The organism is Kluyvera genomosp. 2 (assembly GCF_036759865.1).
Lineage (GTDB): Bacteria > Pseudomonadota > Gammaproteobacteria > Enterobacterales > Enterobacteriaceae > Kluyvera > Kluyvera ascorbata_B.
Genome location: NZ_JAPKIA010000001.1, coordinates 118,399 through 140,032, shown reverse-complemented (window position 1 = coordinate 140,032; position 21,634 = coordinate 118,399). Strand labels below are relative to the sequence as shown.

Annotated in this window: 15 protein-coding genes; 6 read left to right on the top strand and 9 right to left on the bottom strand. The window is 56.6% G+C overall.

Annotated features, from left to right (window positions below; translation table 11 throughout):
• Positions 1-39: 39 nt before the first annotated feature.
• The 5 genes from V6942_RS00660 to yeaG form a co-directional block, all read right to left on the bottom strand.
• Positions 40-540 (bottom strand): YbaK/prolyl-tRNA synthetase associated domain-containing protein, encoded by a 501-nt coding sequence (locus V6942_RS00660; protein ID WP_106926466.1) that lies wholly within the window; start codon positions 538-540, stop codon positions 40-42.
• Entirely contained in the window at positions 533-2,029 is a 1,497-nt protein-coding gene (dgcJ, locus tag V6942_RS00655; RefSeq protein WP_182965577.1) for a diguanylate cyclase DgcJ, read from the bottom strand. The genes V6942_RS00660 and dgcJ overlap by 8 nt, the downstream gene beginning before the upstream one ends.
• 372 nt (positions 2,030-2,401) lie before the next feature.
• Positions 2,402-3,178, bottom strand: a complete 777-nt coding sequence (locus V6942_RS00650; protein WP_106926469.1) for a hypothetical protein — start codon at positions 3,176-3,178, stop codon at positions 2,402-2,404.
• Between the two features lie 226 nt (positions 3,179-3,404).
• Positions 3,405-4,688 (bottom strand): YeaH/YhbH family protein, encoded by a 1,284-nt coding sequence (locus tag V6942_RS00645; RefSeq protein ID WP_333500702.1) that lies wholly within the window; start codon positions 4,686-4,688, stop codon positions 3,405-3,407.
• A 77-nt stretch (positions 4,689-4,765) separates the two neighbouring features.
• Positions 4,766-6,700 (bottom strand): protein kinase YeaG, encoded by a 1,935-nt coding sequence (gene yeaG, locus V6942_RS00640; RefSeq protein ID WP_106926473.1) that lies wholly within the window; start codon positions 6,698-6,700, stop codon positions 4,766-4,768.
• Positions 6,701-7,136: 436 nt separating this feature from the next.
• On the opposite strand from yeaG, the gene V6942_RS00635 reads away from it, so the two are divergent.
• Positions 7,137-7,883: a MipA/OmpV family protein gene (locus V6942_RS00635; RefSeq protein WP_106926615.1), complete on the top strand. Its 747-nt coding sequence runs from the start codon at positions 7,137-7,139 to the stop codon at positions 7,881-7,883.
• Between the two features lie 78 nt (positions 7,884-7,961).
• Here V6942_RS00635 and V6942_RS00630 read toward each other — a convergent pair whose 3' ends face one another.
• The 3 genes from V6942_RS00630 to gapA form a co-directional block, all read right to left on the bottom strand.
• Positions 7,962-11,990, bottom strand: a complete 4,029-nt coding sequence (locus V6942_RS00630; RefSeq protein ID WP_333500701.1) for an autotransporter outer membrane beta-barrel domain-containing protein — start codon at positions 11,988-11,990, stop codon at positions 7,962-7,964.
• Between the two features lie 322 nt (positions 11,991-12,312).
• Entirely contained in the window at positions 12,313-13,197 is an 885-nt protein-coding gene (locus tag V6942_RS00625; RefSeq protein WP_106926477.1) for a D-hexose-6-phosphate mutarotase, read from the bottom strand.
• A gap of 84 nt (positions 13,198-13,281) precedes the next feature.
• Positions 13,282-14,277, bottom strand: coding sequence for a glyceraldehyde-3-phosphate dehydrogenase (gapA, locus tag V6942_RS00620; RefSeq protein WP_106926479.1), 996 nt, complete (start codon positions 14,275-14,277; stop codon positions 13,282-13,284).
• Positions 14,278-14,616: 339 nt separating this feature from the next.
• Here gapA and msrB point away from each other — a divergent pair, with 339 nt between their 5' ends.
• Together msrB and V6942_RS00610 are read left to right on the top strand one after the other, a co-directional pair.
• Positions 14,617-15,030: a peptide-methionine (R)-S-oxide reductase MsrB gene (gene msrB, locus V6942_RS00615; protein WP_182929068.1), complete on the top strand. Its 414-nt coding sequence runs from the start codon at positions 14,617-14,619 to the stop codon at positions 15,028-15,030.
• Positions 15,031-15,073: 43 nt separating this feature from the next.
• Entirely contained in the window at positions 15,074-15,352 is a 279-nt protein-coding gene (locus V6942_RS00610; protein WP_106926617.1) for a YeaC family protein, read from the top strand.
• Here the strand turns inward: V6942_RS00610 and V6942_RS00605 are convergent.
• Complete coding sequence (locus V6942_RS00605; RefSeq protein ID WP_333500700.1) at positions 15,349-17,277, bottom strand: sigma-54-dependent Fis family transcriptional regulator; 1,929 nt, start codon at positions 17,275-17,277, stop codon at positions 15,349-15,351. The genes V6942_RS00610 and V6942_RS00605 overlap by 4 nt on opposite strands.
• Positions 17,278-17,550: 273 nt before the next feature.
• On the opposite strand from V6942_RS00605, the gene ssuD reads away from it, so the two are divergent.
• From ssuD to V6942_RS00590, 3 genes are read left to right on the top strand one after another with little or no spacing between them, the layout of a single operon-like run.
• Positions 17,551-18,723, top strand: a complete 1,173-nt coding sequence (gene ssuD, locus V6942_RS00600; RefSeq protein ID WP_106926485.1) for an FMNH2-dependent alkanesulfonate monooxygenase — start codon at positions 17,551-17,553, stop codon at positions 18,721-18,723.
• Between the two features lie 10 nt (positions 18,724-18,733).
• The gene (locus V6942_RS00595) at positions 18,734-20,119 is read left to right on the top strand and encodes an FAD/NAD(P)-binding protein (protein ID WP_333500699.1); all 1,386 of its coding nucleotides are present in this window, start codon (positions 18,734-18,736) and stop codon (positions 20,117-20,119) included.
• A 54-nt stretch (positions 20,120-20,173) separates the two neighbouring features.
• Complete coding sequence (locus tag V6942_RS00590; RefSeq protein WP_106926489.1) at positions 20,174-21,571, top strand: LLM class flavin-dependent oxidoreductase; 1,398 nt, start codon at positions 20,174-20,176, stop codon at positions 21,569-21,571.
• Positions 21,572-21,634: the final 63 nt, after the last annotated feature.

Below are 21,634 nucleotides of genomic sequence, written 5' to 3'. Positions count from 1 at the left end.
CGCTTCGCTTATCCGGCCTACGATCGACCAGGGGTATCATCAGGATTGGCGGCGGAAGGCAACCAGCTCCGGCTGGGCAATGCGCAGGTAATCAGCGGTATTGAGGATCACGGATTTTTCGAGACTGCCTGCGTTAAAGGCAATTTCATCAAAGCGTTCAAACAGCAGCGGATCGGCAATAAGCCGCAGCGCGCGGTGGAAGCTGAACGGCGGGATAGCGCCGAACACGCAGGCCGTGAGCGCTTCAACTTCCGCCGGGCTTGCCAGCGATGCCTTCAGCCCGCCAATATGCTGTGCCAGGCGCGACAGATCGGCCTGCTGGTCGGCCGCCAGAATCGCCAGCACATGCTGGTTCACGCCATTGCCTTTTACTTTGCATACCAGCGCCTTTGCGCCTTGGCCAAGCGCGGTACCGCGAAGGGCGGAAACGGCTTCACACTTACCCACTGCGTCGTGCTCCATCACCCGATAGCGCGCCTGTTGGTTATCCAATAATGCCAGCAGCCGCTGGTGGATATTCGGTGATACGGGCTCAATCATGCTTCCCCCCATTATTGCCATTTCGCTGATGTTTATGTTGATAAAGGCGCTGGTCGGCAATGTCCATCGCCGTATCCAGGTTATCGCCTACCTGCATTTTATACGCGCCCCACGAGAAGCTAACGCGATTTTCATCGTCAAGCAGCGCCAACTGCGCTTTGATGCGCTGCGGGATCAACCGGGCATCTTCTTCGTCATAGTCGACCAGAATAATGCAGAACTCGTCGCCGCCGAGACGCACCGCATAATCGCTCTTGCGCACGGTAGCGGAAATCGCCTGGGCAAGCAGGATAATGGCGCGGTCGCCCTCGTTATGCCCCCAGGTGTCGTTGATTTTCTTTAACTTGTCGAGATCGAGCGCGATGATCACGATGCTGGCACCTTGCTCGGTCAGGCGCTGAAGGCGCATGCTTTGCACTGGCGAGAGGATCTTCCGGTTATACAGCCCGGTGAGTGAATCGCTGATGTTTTCTTTGCTGACCATCTGGTAAAGACGGAAGTGGGTGCGCACCAGGTGCATTAAGGTCGCGGTTGTCAGCAGATAAAACAGGAACAGTTTCCACGAGCTGAGCAGGAAGTACATCACGTCCAGCGACAGCTCGATGCGCATATTTTCTGCTAGCGGGCGTGAGTAGTTCACATAGCTCAGTAGATGCGCTGCGCTGCGATGGACTTCAATATGCGCATTATTGTCGGAGTCGGTGAACGAGATATCCAGGTAGCGCCAGACCAGCGGCCGATCGTGGGTATAAAAGATATCGCGCATATCCTGATGAGAAAGATCGACCATCACGATCCCTTTCAGCAGTTCATGCTGAAAGACAGGGGTCAGGAAAGTTAAGATATTCTTACGGGTAAAGGTATCGGCATAGATGCTTGATACCACCGTTCTACCCAGAAAGAGGTTTTCCAGACTGGCGGGAGAAATACCCAAACGCCCACCGTAGAGGAAATTCCAGCCGGTTAACGCCGTATTTGTAATTTTAACCGGGGAATTAAAATAAATATATTGATTCATTAAATCAATATAATAACGAAAACGTTTTTGTGGCTGCGGTTCATTCGGCAGAATAGATTTCCACGCTGTATTATTGGCGATGGCAGAATCAAAGGCTTCCAGCGCGGGCAGATCGTTCACCCACGTCTGGCAGGGAGAATGACCCGCGGTCAACGTGCCCTGCAGCGGCGTATAGGTGTAGTCGTCGACGTTCAGGCCGCTGATGTCACCGCGGTGCTGAACGCTGGCGCAGGCGCGCGCCGCCGCCTGGGCAGTAGGTCGGTCGCCCATTTTGCGGGTGAATTGCGATATAATTAGCTGGTTCTGATATTTATCATAGAGAAAAGCGGCTTCTCCTTTGTCTATGATATATCGCATATATTCTGTCATATCCCGGTGGCTGGCCACCAATTCATAGATCAGAAATGATGATGTCAGTATTACCACACCGGAGGAGATGACGAAACGTAATATTTTGTTCTGCAGTTTCATGGTGAAATTAAATCTTCTTCCGTGTAATTCGGAATTTTACCATGGGCGGGGCCGTATCTCTAGTAAAGCATTAGCAACGAAAATGTTTCAAAACACGTAGATGCGCTGGCAGAGGGCGATTCCCGCAATGCGTTTTTGTTTCTTGCCTGTTTCATCGGTTATGTGAAAGTAACATGTAAAGCATTTTAGCCCTACCATGTTGTCAGTAGGTGAAATGATTAAATCTAATAAAATGAAACGCTTTGAGCATGCCTCATCCGTTGCCGGATGGGCAGTCATCCACAGAGGGGCCTGGCTCAACAAAAGCCTGGTTCATCATACTGTTCTGCCAACCGTCATTATATTGGATGGTGGCCTATACATAGCGATACCTTAAAATAAACGAGACCAGAACCCTTTTTTAGGTGTGACCACCGCGGGCGTAGGGGGCACGGCAAGTTCAAGCGCATTTTTTTCGACCGCAACAAAGCATTCTTTCATTATTTCAGTCAGCTTCGGGTAACTGTGGATCTGCTGTTGAGCATAATATTGCATGTAAAGCTCAATACCATGAGCACAATAGCGCCATGTGTTTTGATAAAGCGTAAATTTGGCTTCTTGACTGAGATGATATTTTTTCGCTGTTTCATCCACTTTTATTTCGGTGCATATGACATATTCATAGAGGTCTTTTTCGTTATGCAGAATACGCGATGCGCCCCAAATAGCGCCGGAAATATAGCACTCATCGCTATCGCCAAAGAAACAGATCACACTGTATTTTTTAGCGTGACAATCTGACCATTCACTTAAGGTTATATCCTCTTTAGATTCAAGCATGTTAGCCGCATCGGCGTACAGAGGGCTACAAAATTTGAGGATTAATTTGAGGTGGTCCAGATCGCACCAGTAGGCACCGTTAATCGTGACAAGTGACTCACTTTGCGGAAGGTTACTGACAAATAGCTGTGTTGCTTGCAAGACGGCTTTATAGGTCGTGGTAGCAAAAGGGTCATTGTTTTTTTTCGCTAAGTCCGCTCTGGCCAGCGCAAAACGGTCAAGCATTTCTGAGACATTATACAGGCCTAAACTGTTTGGCTTCAGAAACAGGCGGTTATCGGCTTCAAGGATGCTGTCTATTTTAACGTTTATAGCGACTTCATTAATCACAGAGATACTCTCATCATCATTCAATTAAACCTATTATACACTTTTTGTATGATTAATCGTTACGCCGGGCATACTCTCCTAATTGTGGTGAGCGTTTCATCAAGTGATGATGATATGACCGGGGGATCTGCGAAGTAAAAAGGGACAATCAATCCTCCAGAGAGCGTTCAATGGCTATTGTGAAGGAAAATCAGCCAGCAAGATTTCACCGGCTGATTGATATGACTTAGTCCTTAACGGTACTGCCTTGCTTATGAAACAGTTCTCGGAACACCGGATAGATATCATCCTGATCGCGAATATGCTGAATGGCAAAATTATCAAACGTCTGCTGCAGGTGTTCATACTCGCGCCACAGGGTTTGATGTGCCCGGCGGGTGATTTCGATATAGCTGTAGTAGCGCACCACCGGCAGAATCTTCTTCGCCAGAATCTCATGGCACAGCGGCGAATCGTCCGCCCAGTTATCGCCATCCGACGCCTGCGCGGCATAGATATTCCATTGTGCCGGGTCGTAGCGGGCCTTCACCACTTCGTCCATTAACTTCAGCGCGCTGGACACGATGGTGCCGCCGGTTTCCTGCGAGTAGAAGAACTCATGTTCATCCACCTCTTTGGCCTGGGTATGGTGGCGGATATACACCACCTCGACGTTTTTATAGGTCCGGCTCAGGAACAGATAGAGCAGGATATAAAAGCGCTTGGCCATGTCCTTGGTGGACTGATCCATCGAGCCGGAAACGTCCATCAGGCAGAACATTACCGCCTGGCTGGAGGGTTCTGGCCGCTTCTCATAGTTTTTGTAGCGCAGGTCAAAGGTATCGATAAACGGAACTCGGTCAATTTTGGCCCGCAGCTCGGCTATCTCTTTGCGTAAGCGCTCTTCTTCCAGCAGCTGTGCGGGCTCACTTTTGGCCACCTCGTCAAGCGTGGCCTCCAGCGCGTGCAGCTCGCGGCGCTTCCCGGCCGTCATGGCGGTACGGCGAGCAAGGGAGTTTTGCAGCGACCGTACCACGCTGATATTGGCGGGCACGCCGTTAGACGTGAAGCCCGCGCGATGGGTTTTGTACTCGGTGAGCTGGCGCTGCTGATTGCGCTTGAGGTTCGGTAGGGCCAAATCCTCGAACAGCAGATCCAGGTATTCGTCTTTGGAAATCTGGAAGACAAACTCATCCTGACCTTCGCCATCGGCGCTGGCCTGTCCTTGACCACTGCCACCACCGCCGCCGCCGCCCTGCGGGCGCTCGATGCGATCGTTTTGCACAAAGTGATCGTTACCGGGATGTACCCGGTGGCGTAATCCGCCGCGCCCCTGATGGAACATCGGCTCGCTGATATCATCCGTCGGTATAGAGACAGATTCGCCGCTGTCGATGTCGGTCACCGAACGTTTATTGATAGCCTCGGAGATCGACTGTTTGATTTGCGCTTTATAACGGCGCAAGAAGCGCTGGCGGTTAACCGCACTCTTGTTTTTGCCGTTCAGACGCCGGTCAATGAACCAGGTCATAGCCCCTCCTGAACTGCGTTGCCAACTTATGCATGCCTTGGCCCGGTAAGCGTAAGCTTCCGGGCCGTATGTGGCTGTTATGATGATTTACGTACGCGCAAATACCATTCACATAACAGGCGAACCTGTTTACGGGTATAGCCTTTTTCCATCATCCGATCGACAAAATCATCGTGCTTTTTCTGTTCGTCAGTTGAGGTCTTGGCGTTAAACGAAATCACCGGCAGCAGCTCCTCGGTATTGGAGAACATTTTCTTCTCAATGACCGTGCGCAGCTTCTCGTAGCTTGTCCAGTTCGGGTTGCGGCCGTTGTTGTTGGCGCGGGCGCGCAGCACAAAGTTGACAATTTCGTTGCGGAAGTCTTTCGGGTTGCTGATCCCGGCAGGCTTCTCAATTTTCTCCAGTTCGGCGTTCAGCGATTCGCGATCGAACAGCTGTCCGGTGTCCGGATCGCGATATTCCTGGTCCTGAATCCAGAAGTCCGCATAGGTGACATAACGGTCGAAAATGTTCTGTCCATATTCAGAATAGGATTCAAGGTACGCCGTCTGGATCTCTTTACCGATAAACTCGGCGTATTTCGGAATCAGGTAGCCTTTCAGGAACTCCAGGTAACGCTCCGACTGCTCCTGAGGGAACTGTTCGCGCTCAATCTGCTGCTCCAGCACGTAGAAAAGATGTACCGGGTTAGCCGCCACTTCGGCGTGATCGAAGTTAAACACCCGCGAGAGGATCTTAAAGGCGAAGCGGGTCGACAGACCGTTCATTCCCTCGTCGACGCCAGCATAGTCGCGATACTCCTGGTATGACTTGGCTTTCGGGTCGGTATCCTTCAGGCTTTCCCCGTCGTAGACGCGCATTTTTGAGTAAATGCTGGAGTTTTCCGGTTCTTTCAGACGCGAAAGAATCGAGAAGCGCGACAGCGTTTCCAGCGTACCCGGCGCACACGGCGCGTGGGTCAGCTCACTGTGGTTGAGCAGTTTTTCGTAAATTTTGATCTCTTCGGAGATACGCAGGCAGTAAGGCACTTTGACGATGTAAACACGGTCAAGGAACGCCTCGTTATTTTTGTTGTTACGGAAAGTCACCCACTCCGATTCGTTCGAGTGCGCGAGGATAATACCGTTAAACGGCAGGGCAGAGATCCCCTCAGTACCGTTATAGTTCCCTTCCTGGGTGGCGGTCAGCAGCGGATGCAGCACCTTGATAGGCGCTTTAAACATCTCAACGAACTCCATAATCCCCTGGTTGGCGCGGCACAGTGCGCCGGAATAACCATAGGCATCCGGATCGTTTTGTGCGTAGTGTTCAAGCTTACGGATATCGACCTTACCGACCAGTGCCGAAATATCCTGGTTGTTTTCATCGCCGGGTTCAGTTTTGGCAATCGCAATCTGTTCAAGAATGGATGGCCACACTTTGACTACGCGGAATTTGGTGATGTCGCCGCCAAATTCATGCAGCCGTTTCGCCGCCCACGGCGACATGATCGTGCCGAGGTAGCGGGAAGGGACGCCGTACTCTTTTTCCAGAATCTGCGCATCTTCCTGCGGGTTAAACAGACACAGCGGATGATCGTTTACCGGGCTGCGCTCGCCGTTGGCGCTCAGCACATAAATGGGCACGCGCTGCATTAAGGATTTCAGACGTTCAGCCAGCGATGATTTACCGCCGCCGACCGGTCCCAATAAGTAGAGAATTTGTTTTTTCTCTTCCAGTCCCTGGGCGGCGTGTTTCAGGTAGGAAACAATCTGTTCGATGGCTTCTTCCATGCCGTAAAACTCTTCGAACGCCGGGTAGCGCCCGATGACTCGGTTCGAAAAGAGACGGGAAAGCCGCGGTTCCTGGGCGGTATCAACCATTATCGGCTCGCCAATAGCCGTTAATAGCCGTTCTGCCGCGTTAGCATAGGCACTGCGATCCTGCTTACATACAGCAAGAAACTCCTGCAGTGTGAACTCTTCGTCCTTGGCAGCTTCATAGCGCTGGCGATAGTGATCGAATATATTCATGGCATGCCGTCCTTTCGTTTTTTAGCACAGGTTAAGAGCCGTTGGTATGAATAATGGGGGCTCCCGGAAGAGGTAAGCCGAACGCCGTTCAACCTTGACCCAGCAACCTGTATGCCAGGTCTGCGGACAATCAACGGTTACGCGTGTGGCGATTACGCCTTCTAAAAATAAGCGTAGATGGCATTTGCAAAACTTGCATGGCGATAAAATCGATTTTCAATGACATATCAATAACTCATCAAAAAATACGAGCATTAAATCTTTTCAACTTTTTTGTGCTTTCATATAGCCGTCATGCATTTGTAAGGGCATTGCCATCAATAGGCGAGATAATGACAAGTCACATTATGTAATTACAGGTAAAAAATTTGTCGTCCGGCTAAGTGGAAGGTAAACTTTCGCCGCTGATACGTTGAAAAAAAAGGAATTACAGATTGTGAATCGAATCAAACTTCTAGCCCTAGGGGTGCTGATTGCCACTTCTGCTACCGCTGCTCAAGCGGAAAGTAAGTTCACGCTGGGTGCGGGCGTCGGCGTCGTTGAGCATGCATACAAACAGTATGACCACGATGTGTACCCGGTACCGGTAATCACCTATGAAGGCGATAACTTCTGGTTCCGTGGTTTTGGTGGTGGTTACTACCTGTGGAATGACGGTACTGACCAGCTGTCTCTGACGGCGTACTGGTCACCCATGTATTTCAAACCGGGCGACAGCGATAACAGCCAGTTGCGTAAACTGGATCGTCGTCAGTCCACGATGATGGGCGGGCTGTCCTGGTTCCACCATACTCAGTACGGTTCTCTGCGTACCACCCTGGCGGGCGATATGCTGGATGAAAGCAACGGTCTGGTCTGGGATCTGGGCTGGGTTTACCGTTACACCAACGGTGGCCTGACCTTAACGCCGGGCATCGGCGTACAGTGGAACAGCGATAACCAGAACGACTACTACTACGGCGTTTCCCGTCGTGAAGCGGCGCGCAGCGGCCTGCGTAGCTACAGCGCAGACAGCAGTTGGAACCCGTATCTGGAAATGACCGCGAATTATCGTTTCGCTGGAAACTGGAGCGTGTACGGTACCGCGCGTTATACCCGTCTGTCTGACGAAATCACCGATAGCCCGATGGTTGATAAGAGCTGGTCCGGACTGCTGTCTACCGGTATCACCTACACCTTCTAAGGCGTGAGCATTCGGTGCGACATGTCGCACCGAATTCAGGCCCCATGACGGTGCGTCGCACCGTCATGATCCCTCCCGCTAAAACGCGTATTTCATCCCAACCATCACCGAGACATCGCTGTAGCGATTGTTGCCTGCCTGTAGTGCGGTTCCGCCCCAGACGTTCAACGCCGACGTCAGTTGCCCCTGAACGCCAAGCTTAAGCTGCGCCACGTTTTGCGCGCCTTGCTGGGTAATGCGTACGGTATTCATGCGAATATCTGCAGCGTGCGTATTGTGCAACCAGTCGAGCTCAACATAAGGTTTGAATTCACGGTTTTTACCGTCATCCTCTGCACGATGGCCGCGCAGATAGAGACGAAGCCCCAGCCGCGACTGCATATTCCCGTGTCCGTTGTCCTGAATTCGGGTCCCGTTATCCTCGGTATGCGCTGCGCTCTTTACGCCCATCCACGTCAGCTGAGCCTGAGGTTCAAGATAGACCGCCTGGCGCCGCGATTCATGCAGCAGAATGTTGTATCCACTCTCAATCGAGGCCGTCATTCCCTTACTGCGGTAATGCTCGCTGGCCAGACTCTCGCCTTTAATCTGGTTATTGAACCAGCTGTAGTTGAGCCAGCTGTCCAGATACATGCCCCGACGGTTCTGCGCATTCTGATACCAGGTGCCGTAAGCCCCGACGCTGTAACCGTCCATGCTGTTGCGCGAGCGATAGCCCGTCGTGGCGGCGCGGGTTGAACCTTGTATGTCGCCGTAGCCCGCCATTAAGCCAGCCCCCCAGCGATCGTCACCGTTGCGGCTGCCGTGGAGGAACTCATTGCCCATTTGGGCAACGTAGCGATTGGCCCGCGAACGAAGCTGCCCGTCGGCAGCGCTAACGCGATTCTGCCCCCCTTCCTGGCGCAGCCAGAATGACCCGGCGAGAGCAGGGCGGTGATCTCCCTGAACGCCGTATTCAGTGGCCCCTTCACGATCGTCGAGCGAGAGATTGAACAGCGTGTTGGCGGCGGCAAGGTTCATCAGATAGCTGCCGGCTTCCGGGCGATACTGTGGCACCGGCGATGGCGGTGAAACTGGCGTTACCGCGGTGGTATTGATCGACGTCAGGTACCAGTTTTTCCCTTTTTGCACCAGGCTGTAATCCCATGGCCCGGCAACCACGCGCCCCGTCTGGCGAAATGCGCCCGTAGCGGAGGCCCCGCTAACGCTAATGACCTCAATCCCTTGCTGGGTTTGCGCTCCCAGCCCGCCGACGTTGCGAAAACTGACCGCCGTGGTTCCGGCGGTACTGCCGGCAATGCTGACGCGATCGGTCAGCGAATGATCGCCGCCAAGTACGGTGTTGATCGCCAGCAGGGCGCTGCCCTGGCCGCGGTAATCGCCGCTAATATTAAGCTGATTACCGGCATGCTCGGCGCTGCGTGAGAGGGTGACGGTTCCGCTATTATCCAGCGCTCCGGTAATGCTAAAGACGGCATCAGCGCTCGTAGCCTGGGCGAGCGAGCCGACGGTCAACGAACTGCCGTCATCGAGAGTGGTGCTGCCAACGCTGCCGTTACCTGAAAGCGCCGTCCCGGTTTGCGCACGCACGGCTCCTGCAAGTGAGCCGGTAACATCAAGACGCCCGGCGGCAAGCTTCGTCTCGCCGCTAAAGCGATTGTCGCCGCTCAGCGTTAAGGTACCCGCCCCCTGTTTAGTCAGGCCCCCGGGGCCGGTGATCCCTTGCTTAATCGTCGTATTGTAGCCTTGGGTATCGAGCGTGCCGCCCGCGTCGTTAAGCGCGATCGGACGCGCGCTGTTTAAATCCAGATTATCCAGCAGCTGCAGCGTACCGCCGTCAAACGTCAGCGTACCGCTGGCGTTGCCGAGGTTGGCATCTTTAGCGATTTGCAGTATGCCGCCGGAGAGCGTCCACGGCGTCGTGGCCGTCGTGGTGTTTTGCAAAAGCCAGGTGCTCGCGTCTTTTTTCGTAAAATGGTCAAAGCCCTGATACTGGGCGTCGTTGCCGATGCTGGAAACATCAAAACGGGCATTTTGCGACCCGCCGAGCATAAGGGTATCGTCACCGCTATCGCCGCTTACCGTGCCGATCACCTGATACCCCGCGTGCAGCGTAAGTGAGTTCGTGCCGTCGGTAAACTCGACCGCCCGGGCTCGCGTCTTGCCGTCCTGGCTCATCCCGCCTTCAAGTGTGCCGCTATTAATAATCGTCATATTGCTGCCGTAGACGCCGATACCGCCCGCGCCGGAGGTGCCGCTGGCCGTTCCGGCATTGCCGCCGCTGCCACCGGCAATGGTCCCGGTATTATTGAGCGTTCCGCCGCCGCTGGCGATGTGTACGCCGTCGCCGCCGCTACCGCCATCCGCTTTACCGCTGCCACCGCCGCGATTACCGGTACCGCCGAGGATCGTGCCGTCGTTGGTCACCGTTCCCCCCGCGCCAATCAGCACGCCGTTACCGCCTTTCCCGCCAGCGCCACCGTTGCCGGTATTGCTCCCGCCGCCGCCGGTACCGCCCATCCCGCCGCGCACCGAGGCGCCAGCGGCATTGGTGACGGTGCCCTGGCCGTCAATGGCGAGCCCGTTGCCGCCCTGCGCGCCGGTACCGCCGTTCGCGCTGGTGCCGTTGGCATTGGCTCCCGCGCCGCCGTCACCGCCGATAAACTGCCCTTTATTCAATACCTCGCCCGCGCCGGTAATGCTGACGGCGGTACCGCCAACGCCGCCGACGCCGCCGCCGCCGGCAGAATCATCGCCGCCTTTGCCGCCCGATACCTTACCGGAGGTTTCGTTAGTGACGTTGCCCTGCTGGCTGATTTCGATTCCGGTGCCGCCGGTGCCTGAATCACCGCCGCGCGCAGAGGGGAGGTTACCGCTACCGCCGCCTCGGTTGCCCGCGCCGCCGAGCACGGCGCCAAAGTTATCGACGTTCCCGCCGTTTTGTAGCGCAATGCCGCTGCCGCCGTTCCCTCCGTCGCCACCGTCCCCGCCGGTCAGGTTGAGCCCGCTGCTGGTGGAGTTTCCGCCGCCGCCGGTACCGGCGCTACCGCCAACTATCTGTCCTGCGGCTTGGTTGGTGATGATGCCGCTGCCAACGACGGTGATCCCGCTGCCGCCGTTGCCGCCCTCCGCGCCATAGCCGACAACGCCGGATCCCTGACCCATTTCTGCAGCCCCGCCGTTACCGCCGTCGCCACCAATGCCGCCGACGATCTGCCCGCTGTTGGTAAGGGTGCTGGTATCACTCAGCCAGACGCCACTGCCGCCGCTGGCGGCTTCACCACCGGTGCCGCCAACGCCGGTAACGGTACTGTTTTGCGTGCTGTTGGCGTTAGCCGCCAGCCCGCCCGTCGCACCGCGACCGCCGCGAAGGGTACCGGTGTTATTAATGTTGCCGCCCTGGGTGGCGGTCACGCCGTCACCGCCTTTCCCGCCGGATCCGCCGCTTCCCGCATGAAGCGTACTGCCGCTGGTGGTCAGAGCGCTAGCGCTGGCGCTACCGGTATTCCCGCCGGTGCCACCATCGCCACCGCTTATTGTTCCGCTGTTGGTATAGCTGCCGCTTGTGGTTAACAGCACACCGCTACCGCCGCCGCCGCCATCGCCGCCGTTACCTCCGTTGCCGGCATTCGCGATATCCGCAGTGTTTGCGCCGCCGTTGCCGCCGTGGCCCCCACGGCCCCCGACGATCGTACCGGTATTGCTGGTTGATCCGCTGCCGTTAAAGACAACGCCAGCCGAACCGCCGCCGCCGCCACCGCCTGCGGCCCCGGACCCGCTGTTTGCACTGCTAACGGGCTCCTGATGACGGCCACCTGTTCCTGCGGGGAGCGGCGTGCTGCCGGTGCTGCCAGCATAGCCGTTTTCACCATCGCTGCTGGCCTGGCCACGGCCACCGACACCGCCGTGGCCACCGTTACCCCCTACGCCGGTGACAAGGTCCATATTGCCGCCGTGTCCGCCCTGGGCGCTGGCATCCGATGTCGCTGGGCTGCCATCCGCACCGTTGGCGGCATAGGCACCCTGGCTGAAGGCGGCGTAAAGCGCCAGGCTTGTGGCAAACGCAATTGCGCTCTGCCTGAAGGGGAGCGCGTGTAAAACAGGCATGGTAATCCTCTGCTAAAAACTGAATCGGCACATATACGCTTTGCGCAGGTGAGGCCTTTATGGCGTCATGGTTTGCGCAATAGAGTTGATAAGGGAGGCGAGGAGGGATTTAAATAGATAAAAATGGTATTCATTCACTATTAGCTAGTGAGTTGTTTTTATCGATGCAGACTATCACCGATTTTTGTGCCGATTTAGGATCTTGCTTAGAAGATTGATCTATTCAATGTTACCGGTAACTTATTTTGAATAAATGCGCTTTGTTGATGTGCCGTAGAGAAAAAGGCCGGGCAATAGGATAGGCCCGGCCAGGAGGAGGGAATTAGCGGTTGAGGACGCGAATGGTTTGCGCAAGGCGCGCCGGTTTTTCTTCGGTGGCTTTCTGCGTTGCGCTGGCGCAGGCGGTTTCTACGCAAACGAAGGTTTTATAGCCGTCATCCGGCATATCACCCATGCTAACGGACAGGGCCGGGCCAGGGTTCCAGCCGACAACGTTCACATGGTGATGATGAATCACGTCGATAGTACGCTTCAGCGAGGCGTCGTGGATCACGCTGCATGCTTCCGGGTTCAGGTAAACGCGGTCGGTTCGATCCGGGAAGGTCTGTACACCGTCGCTCAGCTCACCGATTTGCGCATTCAGCACTTTATCAATATAGCGATCGCCCAGACCACTCACTTTCACGGCATGAATGTCGCCGACGTTGAAATAGGTATGCAGTGCGGTCGTGGTTTCGAATTCACCGTGGGCTTCCAGCTCCATCTCGCAGGTTTTACCCAGCTTGAAGCGCGCGAGCAGAGAGAACTCGTGTGGCCAGTACTGGCGGGTGGCATCGCTGCTTTTGAGCTCGAAGGTTAAGACCACGCCATTATCGTCTTCATTATGCGCCTTCAGCGCCCACGGCAGGTTACGGGCAAAACCGTGCGCCGGGAAACCCTGCTGCGCGGCTGGGCCAAACCACGGCCAGCAAATGGGCACGCCGCCGCGGATGGCAACGCCGTCTTTAAACGGGGTATTGGCGCTTAGCCACAGCACTTCTTGTTCCCCCTCTGGCTTCCAGGAAAGCAGATGTGCACCCTGGAAGGCCACTGAGGCTTTTACTTTGGGATGGTCTACGACAATCAGTTCCAGCTCGTCGAGCTGGCGACGGGAGAGGACAGGGGTAAGCTGTTCGATAACCGGGAGAGCGAAAATTTTGTTAATCATGATGCAATCCTTGGTGTTGAAAACTTTTAGCCATAAAAAAAGGCGACCGAAGTCGCCTTTTTGGATCAGGTTCTCATCTCAAACTTATTTGGAGATGTGAGCGATCAGGTCCAGAACTTTGTTAGAGTAACCAGTTTCGTTGTCGTACCAGGAAACCAGTTTCACGAAGTTGTCGTTCAGAGCGATACCTGCTTTAGCATCGAATACGGAAGTGCAAACTTCACCGTTGAAATCGGTAGATACAACGTCGTCTTCGGTGTAACCCAGAACGCCTTTCATTGCGCCTTCGGAAGCAGCTTTGATTGCTTTCTTAATTTCTTCGTAAGAAGCAGCTTTTTCCAGACGAACGGTCAGGTCAACAACGGATACGTTCGGGGTAGGAACGCGGAACGCCATACCGGTCAGTTTGCCGTTCAGTTCTGGCAGTACTTTACCTACAGCTTTAGCAGCGCCGGTAGAGGACGGGATGATGTTCTGAGCTGCGCCGCGGCCGCCGCGCCAGTCTTTGTGAGACGGGCCATCAACGGTTTTCTGAGTGGCGGTGGTCGCGTGAACAGTCGTCATCAGACCTTCGATGATGCCGAAGTTGTCGTTGATAACTTTAGCCAGCGGTGCCAGGCAGTTAGTGGTGCAGGATGCGTTGGAAACGATGTCCTGGCCTTCGTATTTGTCAAAGTTAGCGCCTTTAACAAACATCGGGGTGTTGTCTTTGGACGGACCAGTCAGAACAACTTTTTTCGCGCCAGCGGTGATGTGCTTACGAGCGGTTTCGTCGGTCAGGAAGATACCGGTAGCTTCAGCAACAACGTCAACACCAACTTCGTCCCATTTCAGGTTAGCCGGATCGCGTTCAGCGGTAACACGGATTTTTTTACCGTTAACGATCAGATGACCGTCTTTCACTTCAACGGTACCGTCGAAACGGCCGTGAGTGGAGTCATATTTCAGCATGTATGCCATGTACTCTGCGTCTAACAGGTCGTTGATTGCAACGATCTCAATGTCAGAACGTTTCTGAGCAGCACGGAAAACAATGCGACCGATACGGCCAAAACCGTTGATACCTACTTTGATAGTCATATATTCCACCAGCTATTTGTTAGTGAATAAAAGGTTGCCTGTAAAATTACAAAAACCTTACGCAGCGTCAAGCGGAATCGTGTCAATCATTGCGACAAATCAATCTGCTGCCTAAGCTTTGCACGACTAACCTGCCTCACTCTCCCTTTGAGCTTGAAACCACGTGGGGGCGGCGCCGGGGATTTTAAAGGGCACTGGAGATAAAAATGTGATTGGCGTCACAATTACCCGGCAGCTTTTTTACGCCGATTAAGTTTAGAACAAAAGTTCACGCTTCATTGTTAATGTTTTGTTAGAATCGACTGGCAAATGTATTTTTCATAGCGAGATGTGAGCAAAATGGTGAACAAACCCACCCCAGAAGAACTGAAAAATACCCTGAGTGAAATGCAGTTCTATGTCACGCAGAAACATGGCACAGAGCCGCCGTTTACCGGGCGTTTACTGCACAACAAGCGTGATGGGATTTACCACTGTCTGGTGTGCGATGCGCCGCTTTTCCACTCCCAAAGTAAGTACGATTCCGGATGCGGCTGGCCGAGCTTTTATGAGCCGGTTAGCGATACGGCCATTCGTTATCTCAACGATTACTCCCACGGTATGCAACGCACTGAAATTCGTTGCGGAAATTGTGACGCGCATTTGGGGCACGTGTTTCCCGACGGTCCGCAGCCAACGGGTGAACGTTTTTGCGTCAATTCCGCATCGCTTAGCTTCACGGATGACGAAAATGGCGACGCAACCAAAGGGTGAAGAAACGATTCAGCAAATTATTCCACAGGAGAGGGGGCTGAACATGAGTATTGAGCAAATGATCGACAATATGACGCCGGAAATTTACCAGCGTTTAGCCACCGCGGTGGAGCTGGGTAAATGGCCCGACGGCGTGGCGCTGACCGCAGAGCAAAAAGAAAACTGCCTGCAGTTGGTGATGCTGTGGCAGTCGCGCAACAACAGCGATGCCCAGCACATGACCATTGATACCAACGGCCAGATGGTGATGAAAAGCAAGCAGCAGTTGAAGGAAGACTTCGGCATTGCGCCGAAGCCTATTGCGACCTTTAAGCAGCACTAAGCGGCGGCCCACGGCTCAATTAACCGCTCTTTGGCGTACCACATCGCCTCTCTGACCGCGACCGGCCTGCTCAGCAGGCCAAGCGCGTAGAAGCGATCGGCGATGGTTTGCTGCGCGCGAATGGCCTGCATGTCCATTTCCCGGGTCTGATGGCTGCGCCTTGCCAGCGCGCAGGCCAGAGACCCGGTATCCAGCCCCAACTCCCCGGCCAGCAGCTGCGCGGCCTCCTGGCGGTGACGATCGATATATTTGCCAGTTTTGACCAGCGCGGCCACCACCCCAGCAATAATATCCTCGTTTTGTTGAGCGTACTGGCGGCGGGTGATGTAAAACTGATGATTGTTGACGCGGCCTTCGCCCGTGGCCAGGACACGCAGCGTACCGCTGCGCTCGGCGGTGCTCAGCAGCGGGTCCCACATCATCCAGGCGTCGGCTGACAACACGTCGCTGGCGGTCAGCGGGTATTTCGGCGGCGCGTAAACCACTTTCACATCTTCAAGCCCCAACCCGGCTTCCTCCAGAATCTGTACCAACAGCCAGTGCACGTTCGATCCCTTATTCAACGCAATCCGTTTTCCCCGGAGCTGCTCAAGCGTGCGGATATCGCTCGCGTTGGGCACGACCATCGCCACGCTTCGCGGCGCTGGCGGCTCCCAGGCAACGTACAGCAGCGCGTTGTCCTTCGCCTGGGCGAAAATCGGCGGGGCTTCACCGGTGGTGCCAAAATCAATTTCGTTGTGACTTAAGGCCTGTAACAGCTGTGGGCCTGCCGGGTATTCGCTCCACATCACGTTAACCCCCAGTTCGGCGAAGTTTTGTTCAAGCAGCTGACGCGCCTTCAGCACGCCCAGGTTGCCAAAACGCTGATAGCCGATACGCAGTTCGCGTTCGCGTGGCGCAGGGGGCGGCAGCACCCCGGCTTTCCGCCGCTGTTTAATCACGCCCAAATGTGCCAGATGCGTGCGCAGCGTATGGCGGCTGATACCCAGAAGCTGAGCGGCCTGGCTTTGGTTATGGTCGCTTCGGTCCATGGCGGCGTGGATCATCGCCTGCAGCAGGCGGTCGTACAGCGCGCCGCTGTGGCTGTCCAACTGACGACGCATAAAGGCGGACAGTTCATCGCTCTCCTCCGGTGCGCCCGGCTGCGTGGGCGAAACCGGCGTTAAGCGCAGATGTTCGGCGCCGAGTTCGCTTTCCGGGTTCAGCAGCACCGCGTTGTGCAGCGTGTTTTCCAGCTCGCGGATGTTGCCTGGCCACTGATGAGCGCTCAGCCGCGCCAACGCCTGGGCGGAAAGCCGCTGGGTTGGTCGCCCCAGACGACTGGCATACAGCTGCACGAAATGGTGCGCCAGCACCGGAATATCCTGCCGACGCTGGCGCAACGGCGGCAGCGTGACGGCGGCGATGTTCAGACGATAAAACAAATCCTCACGAAAACGGCGCGCCTGAATCGCTTGCGCCAGATCGACGTGGGTGGCCGCCAGCACCCGCACGTTAATACGGATGGGGCGATGAGAGCCGACGCGGGTAATTTCCCGTTCCTGAAGCACCCGCAGCAGTTTCACCTGCAGCGCGAGGCTGAGCTCACCAATCTCATCAAGCAGCAGCGTGCCGCCTTCTGCCGCCTCAAACCAGCCCTGATGGGTGTGGGTGGCGCCGCTGAATGCGCCTTTTTCGTGGCCGAACAGCTCCGACTCCGCCAGCGACTCGGTCAGCGCGCCGCAGTTGACGGCTAAAAATGGCCCGCCAGCGCGCGGGCTATGGCGATGCAGGTAGCGCGCCACCACCTCCTTGCCGGTGCCGGTTTCTCCGATAATCAGCACCGTCGCGTCGGTAGGCGCAAGGCGCGCAAGGACCTTCTGGAAGGCCTGCGACGCGGGGTCGATCGGCGCGGGTCCGGATAATGTGAGTTCGGCGTTAAGCATCGTGTATCTCCTGCGGATTAATGGCTCGACGTTATCCGTTGCCCACGCAAGATACCAGAGGGGGAAGGCGGCGGTTTGTCGCCATTGCAGCAGCTTTCGCCGTTGCGCTGTTGTATTTGCAACACGCACCGAACGACGGCTTTCTGTTTAATTCAATGATAAATAACGTTTTTATTTTAACGAAAAACTGGCACGCATTTCGCTAATGTCTTTATAACTGACGAAGATAATGCCTTCTATAAATACCAAATATAGTTATAAAGGAAATGGATAATGACAGTACAAGCCGCTGAGAAAATAAATGTTTTCTGGTTCTTACCCACCCACGGTGACGGGCGCTACCTGGGGACTACCGAAGGCGGTCGGCCGGTCGATTTACCGTATCTCCAGCAGGTTGCGCTGGCGGCGGACAGCCTTGGCTATTACGGCGTGCTGATCCCGACAGGTAAAAGCTGTGAAGATTCCTGGCTGGTGGCCGCCGCGCTGGCACCGATGACCCGCAACCTGCGTTATCTGGTGGCGGTACGTCCCGGGCTTCAACCGCCGACGCTGGCGGCGCGCATGGCGGCTACCCTCGATCGCCTGTCAGAAGGACGGCTACTGATTAACGTGGTTACGGGCGGCGATCCGGTCGAAAACAAAGGCGACGGCATTTTCCTCAGCCACGCCGAGCGTTACGAAGTCACCCATGAATTCCTGGAGGTTTATCGCCGACTGCTGGCGGGCGAAAAAGTGGATTACCACGGCCAGCATATTCAGGTGGAAGGGGCAGAAGTGCTGTTCCCGGCGGCGCAGAAAAATGGGCCGCCGCTCTATTTTGGCGGTTCGTCGACGCAGGCGATCGACGTTGCCGCTGACCACATCGATGCCTACCTGACCTGGGGCGAGCCGCCTCAGCAGGTGGCGGAAAAGTTGGCAGTAGTCCGGGCGCGGGCGCAAGAAAAAGGTCGTCAGCTTGAGTATGGCATTCGTCTGCATGTGATTGTGCGCGAGACGGAAGAAGAGGCATGGGCGGCGGCAGACAGGCTGATTGCGCATCTTGACGACGACACCATCGCTCAAGCGCAGCAGATTTTCGCCCGTATGGATTCAGCGGGGCAGGCGCGGATGAGCGCGCTGCATAACGGCAGCCGCGACAACCTGCGCATTGCGCCCAATCTGTGGGCGGGCGTCGGGCTGGTGCGCGGCGGCGCGGGGACCGCGCTGGTGGGCAATCCGCAGCAGGTGGCGGAGCGTATTCGTGAGTATCAGGCGCTGGGCATCAGCCACTTTATTTTCTCCGGCTATCCGCATCTGGAAGAGGCGCACCGCTTTGCCGAGCTGGTGATGCCGCTGCTGAACACCAGCAGCCAGCCGCGTTCGGCGACGGGGCAGGTGAACACCGGGCCGTTTGGCGAAACCATCGGCGGGGCCAAACGCCCCACTCAGCACGCCAGCGCCAGCTGAGGAGGAAACCATGCCCGAGCGTGAGAAGGACCCGCATATTGTGATTGTCGGCGGCGGCTTTAGCGGCACGGCCGTGGCGATTCATCTGCTGCGCGAGGCGACGAGCCCGCTGCGCATTAGCGTCGTGGAGCCGCGCCCGAGTCTGGGATTCGGCGTGGCCTATTCAGCCACCGATCCGGCGCACCGCATTAACGTGCCTGCCGCACGTATGCAGCTTGCCGGTGACGACGATGGCGCGTTCGATCGCTGGTATCGGCGGCACGGTGATTTCCCTCAGGACCCGCAGGCCCTGCTGGCGGACGGTAGCGTTTACCCGCAGCGCGGCGCGTTTGGTCGCTATGTTCAGGACGCGTTTACCGCGGCGGCGCGGGCCCATGGCGATCGCGTGACTCACGTCCGGGATCGCGCGGTGGGCTGGCAGGATGGCTGCGTTATCACAGCTGAAGGCCAACGCCTGCGCGCGGATGGCCTGGTGCTGGCGGTGAGCCATCCGCCGCCGCGACTGCCTCAGGCTGCACGGCCGCTGGCGCAGCACCCGCGCTTAATTGCCGACCCCTGGCGCGACGGGGCGCTGTCGGCGATCCCCGCCACCGCGCGGGTCGCCATTATGGGAACGGCGCTGAGCATGGCTGACGCGGTCGCGACGCTACAACGTCAGGGGCATCACGGTGACATTGTCGCGTTTTCACGTCATGGGCTGCTCTCGCGGCCCAATGCGCCGCTGACCGCCGAGAAATGGCAGGCCGACTATCAGACGGGAACGCTGCGCCAGCGTTTACGCCAGATTCGCGTCGATATCGCCCGGGCAGCGGCGGTGGGGCTGCCGTGGCAGGCGGTGCTGGACGCGGTGCGCGGACAGGGACAAACCCTCTGGCAGCAGATGGGCGATGCAGAAAAACGGCAGTTCTTACGTCACCTGCGGCGCTACTGGGACGTGCACCGTTACCGGATTGCGCCACAGGTTGCGCAGGCCATTGAGGCACGACGCGCCAACGGAACGTTTCGCTCGCTGGCCGCGCGTTTGCAGACGCTGGAAGCCGATGACGAGGCGCTGGCGCTTCATCTGGCGCTGCGCGGCGGCGGTCAGCATCGGGAAGCGGTGGATTATCTGGTGCTGACTACCGGGCCTGCGCATCACGATTTACTCGACGGCCAGCCTTTTTTCACCGCGCTGCGGCAGGCAGGACTGATTCGCGCGGATGCGTTGGGATTGGGGATAGCGGTCGATGCGCACTCCCTGGCCGTGGGGCGTGCCGACCACATCTGGGTCGCCGGACCGGCGGCGCGCGGCTATTTCGGTGAGTTGATGGGGCTGCCGCAGGTTGCGGACCACGCTCAACGGGTGGCCCGGTCGGTGCTACAAACCCTGGTCTGTCGGCAATCCGTAGCCTTCTGAAATTAATACAACCTTATGATTGCGCTGGGGAATCCGGGCGCAGGAGAGACCGTTATGCCATCACAACGTGAAATTCGTCTAAATGCCTTTGATATGAACTGCGTCGGCCACCAGTCCCCGGGACTGTGGGCGCATCCGCGCGATCGTTCGTGGCAGTATAAAGACCTGGAATATTGGGTCGATCTGGCGCGTCTGCTGGAACGTGGCAAATTCGACGGTTTGTTTATCGCCGATGTGTTGGGCGTTTACGATGTCTATAACGGTAACGGCGACGCGGCGATTCGCCAGGCGGCCCAGGTACCGGTAAACGATCCGCTGGCGCTGGTGACGCCGATGGCCCTGGTGACCGAACATCTGGGCTTTGGCCTCACCGCCTCGCTGTCGTTCGAGCACCCTTATCCGTTTGCGCGCCGTCTGTCGACGCTGGACCACCTCACCAAGGGCCGCGTGGGCTGGAATATTGTCACCTCCTATCTGGAGAGCGGGGCGCGCAATATTGGCCAGCAGGCGCAAACGGCGCACGATGCCCGCTATGACTACGCCGATGAATATCTGGAAGTGGTGTATAAACTGCTGGAAGGCAGCTGGGAAGAAGGGGCTATTCTGCGCGATCGCGAGCGGCGTATTTTCAGTGACCCGAGTAAAATTCACGCTATCAATCATCACGGTAAATTCTTCGATGTACCGGGCTACCATCTGTGCGAGCCGTCGCCGCAGCGTACGCCGGTGCTGTACCAGGCGGGCGCGTCAAGCCGTGGTAAACAGTTTGCCGCCAGCCATGCGGAATGCGTGTTTGTGGCTTCGCCGTCGAAAAGCGCGCTGAAAAAAACGGTGGCCGATATTCGCCGTCGCGCCGAAGAGGCCGGGCGCGATCCGCGCAGCATTCTGATCTTCAACATGCAAACGGCGATCGTTGGCGAGACGGATCTCGCCGCGCAGGCCAAATGGCGGGAGTATAAAAACTGGACCAGCTACGAAGGCGCGCTGGCGCTGATTTCCGGCTGGACCGGCATTGATTTTGGTCAGTATCAGCCGGATGAAGTGTTTACCTATGCCAAAACCAACGCGATTCAGTCGGTGGTGGATACGTTTTCAACCGCGGATCCCGATAAACAGTGGTCGGTGAAGGCAATGGCGGAGTGGGTGGGCATCGGCGGGTTTGGCCCGCTGGTGGTCGGCAGCGCGCAGACCGTGGCCGATGAGCTGCAATCCTGGGTGGAAGAGACCGACGTTGATGGGTTTAACCTCGCGTATGCGGTGACGCATGAAACCTTTACCGACGTGGTGGAGCTGCTGATCCCCGAGCTGCAAAAACGCGGCGTGTATAAAAAAGCGTACCGCGAGGGGACGTTGCGCGAGAAGCTATTCGGCGGTAGCGCCCGGCTTCAGGCGCCACATCCGGGGGCCGGTTACCGTATTCATGAAACCAGCGGGCTGTTAACGCCGGTCTGAATTTTGTAGGCCGGATAAGGCGACGCCGCCATCCGGCAAACGGCGCCGGAGCGCCTGATGGCG

Bases quoted from the DNA above. Each gene is read 5' to 3' on its own strand.
- V6942_RS00660 (WP_106926466.1), bottom strand. From the start codon at position 540: ATGATTGAGCCCGTATCACCGAATATCCACCAGCGGCTGCTGGCATTA.
- dgcJ (WP_182965577.1), bottom strand. From the start codon at position 2,029: ATGAAACTGCAGAACAAAATATTACGTTTCGTCATCTCCTCCGGTGTG.
- V6942_RS00645 (WP_333500702.1), bottom strand. From the start codon at position 4,688: ATGACCTGGTTCATTGACCGGCGTCTGAACGGCAAAAACAAGAGTGCG.
- yeaG (WP_106926473.1), bottom strand. From the start codon at position 6,700: ATGAATATATTCGATCACTATCGCCAGCGCTATGAAGCTGCCAAGGAC.
- V6942_RS00630 (WP_333500701.1), bottom strand. From the start codon at position 11,990: ATGCCTGTTTTACACGCGCTCCCCTTCAGGCAGAGCGCAATTGCGTTT.
- V6942_RS00625 (WP_106926477.1), bottom strand. From the start codon at position 13,197: ATGATTAACAAAATTTTCGCTCTCCCGGTTATCGAACAGCTTACCCCT.
- gapA (WP_106926479.1), bottom strand. From the start codon at position 14,277: ATGACTATCAAAGTAGGTATCAACGGTTTTGGCCGTATCGGTCGCATT.
- msrB (WP_182929068.1), top strand. From the start codon at position 14,617: ATGGTGAACAAACCCACCCCAGAAGAACTGAAAAATACCCTGAGTGAA.
- V6942_RS00610 (WP_106926617.1), top strand. From the start codon at position 15,074: ATGAGTATTGAGCAAATGATCGACAATATGACGCCGGAAATTTACCAG.
- V6942_RS00605 (WP_333500700.1), bottom strand. From the start codon at position 17,277: ATGCTTAACGCCGAACTCACATTATCCGGACCCGCGCCGATCGACCCC.
- ssuD (WP_106926485.1), top strand. From the start codon at position 17,551: ATGACAGTACAAGCCGCTGAGAAAATAAATGTTTTCTGGTTCTTACCC.
- V6942_RS00595 (WP_333500699.1), top strand. From the start codon at position 18,734: ATGCCCGAGCGTGAGAAGGACCCGCATATTGTGATTGTCGGCGGCGGC.
- V6942_RS00590 (WP_106926489.1), top strand. From the start codon at position 20,174: ATGCCATCACAACGTGAAATTCGTCTAAATGCCTTTGATATGAACTGC.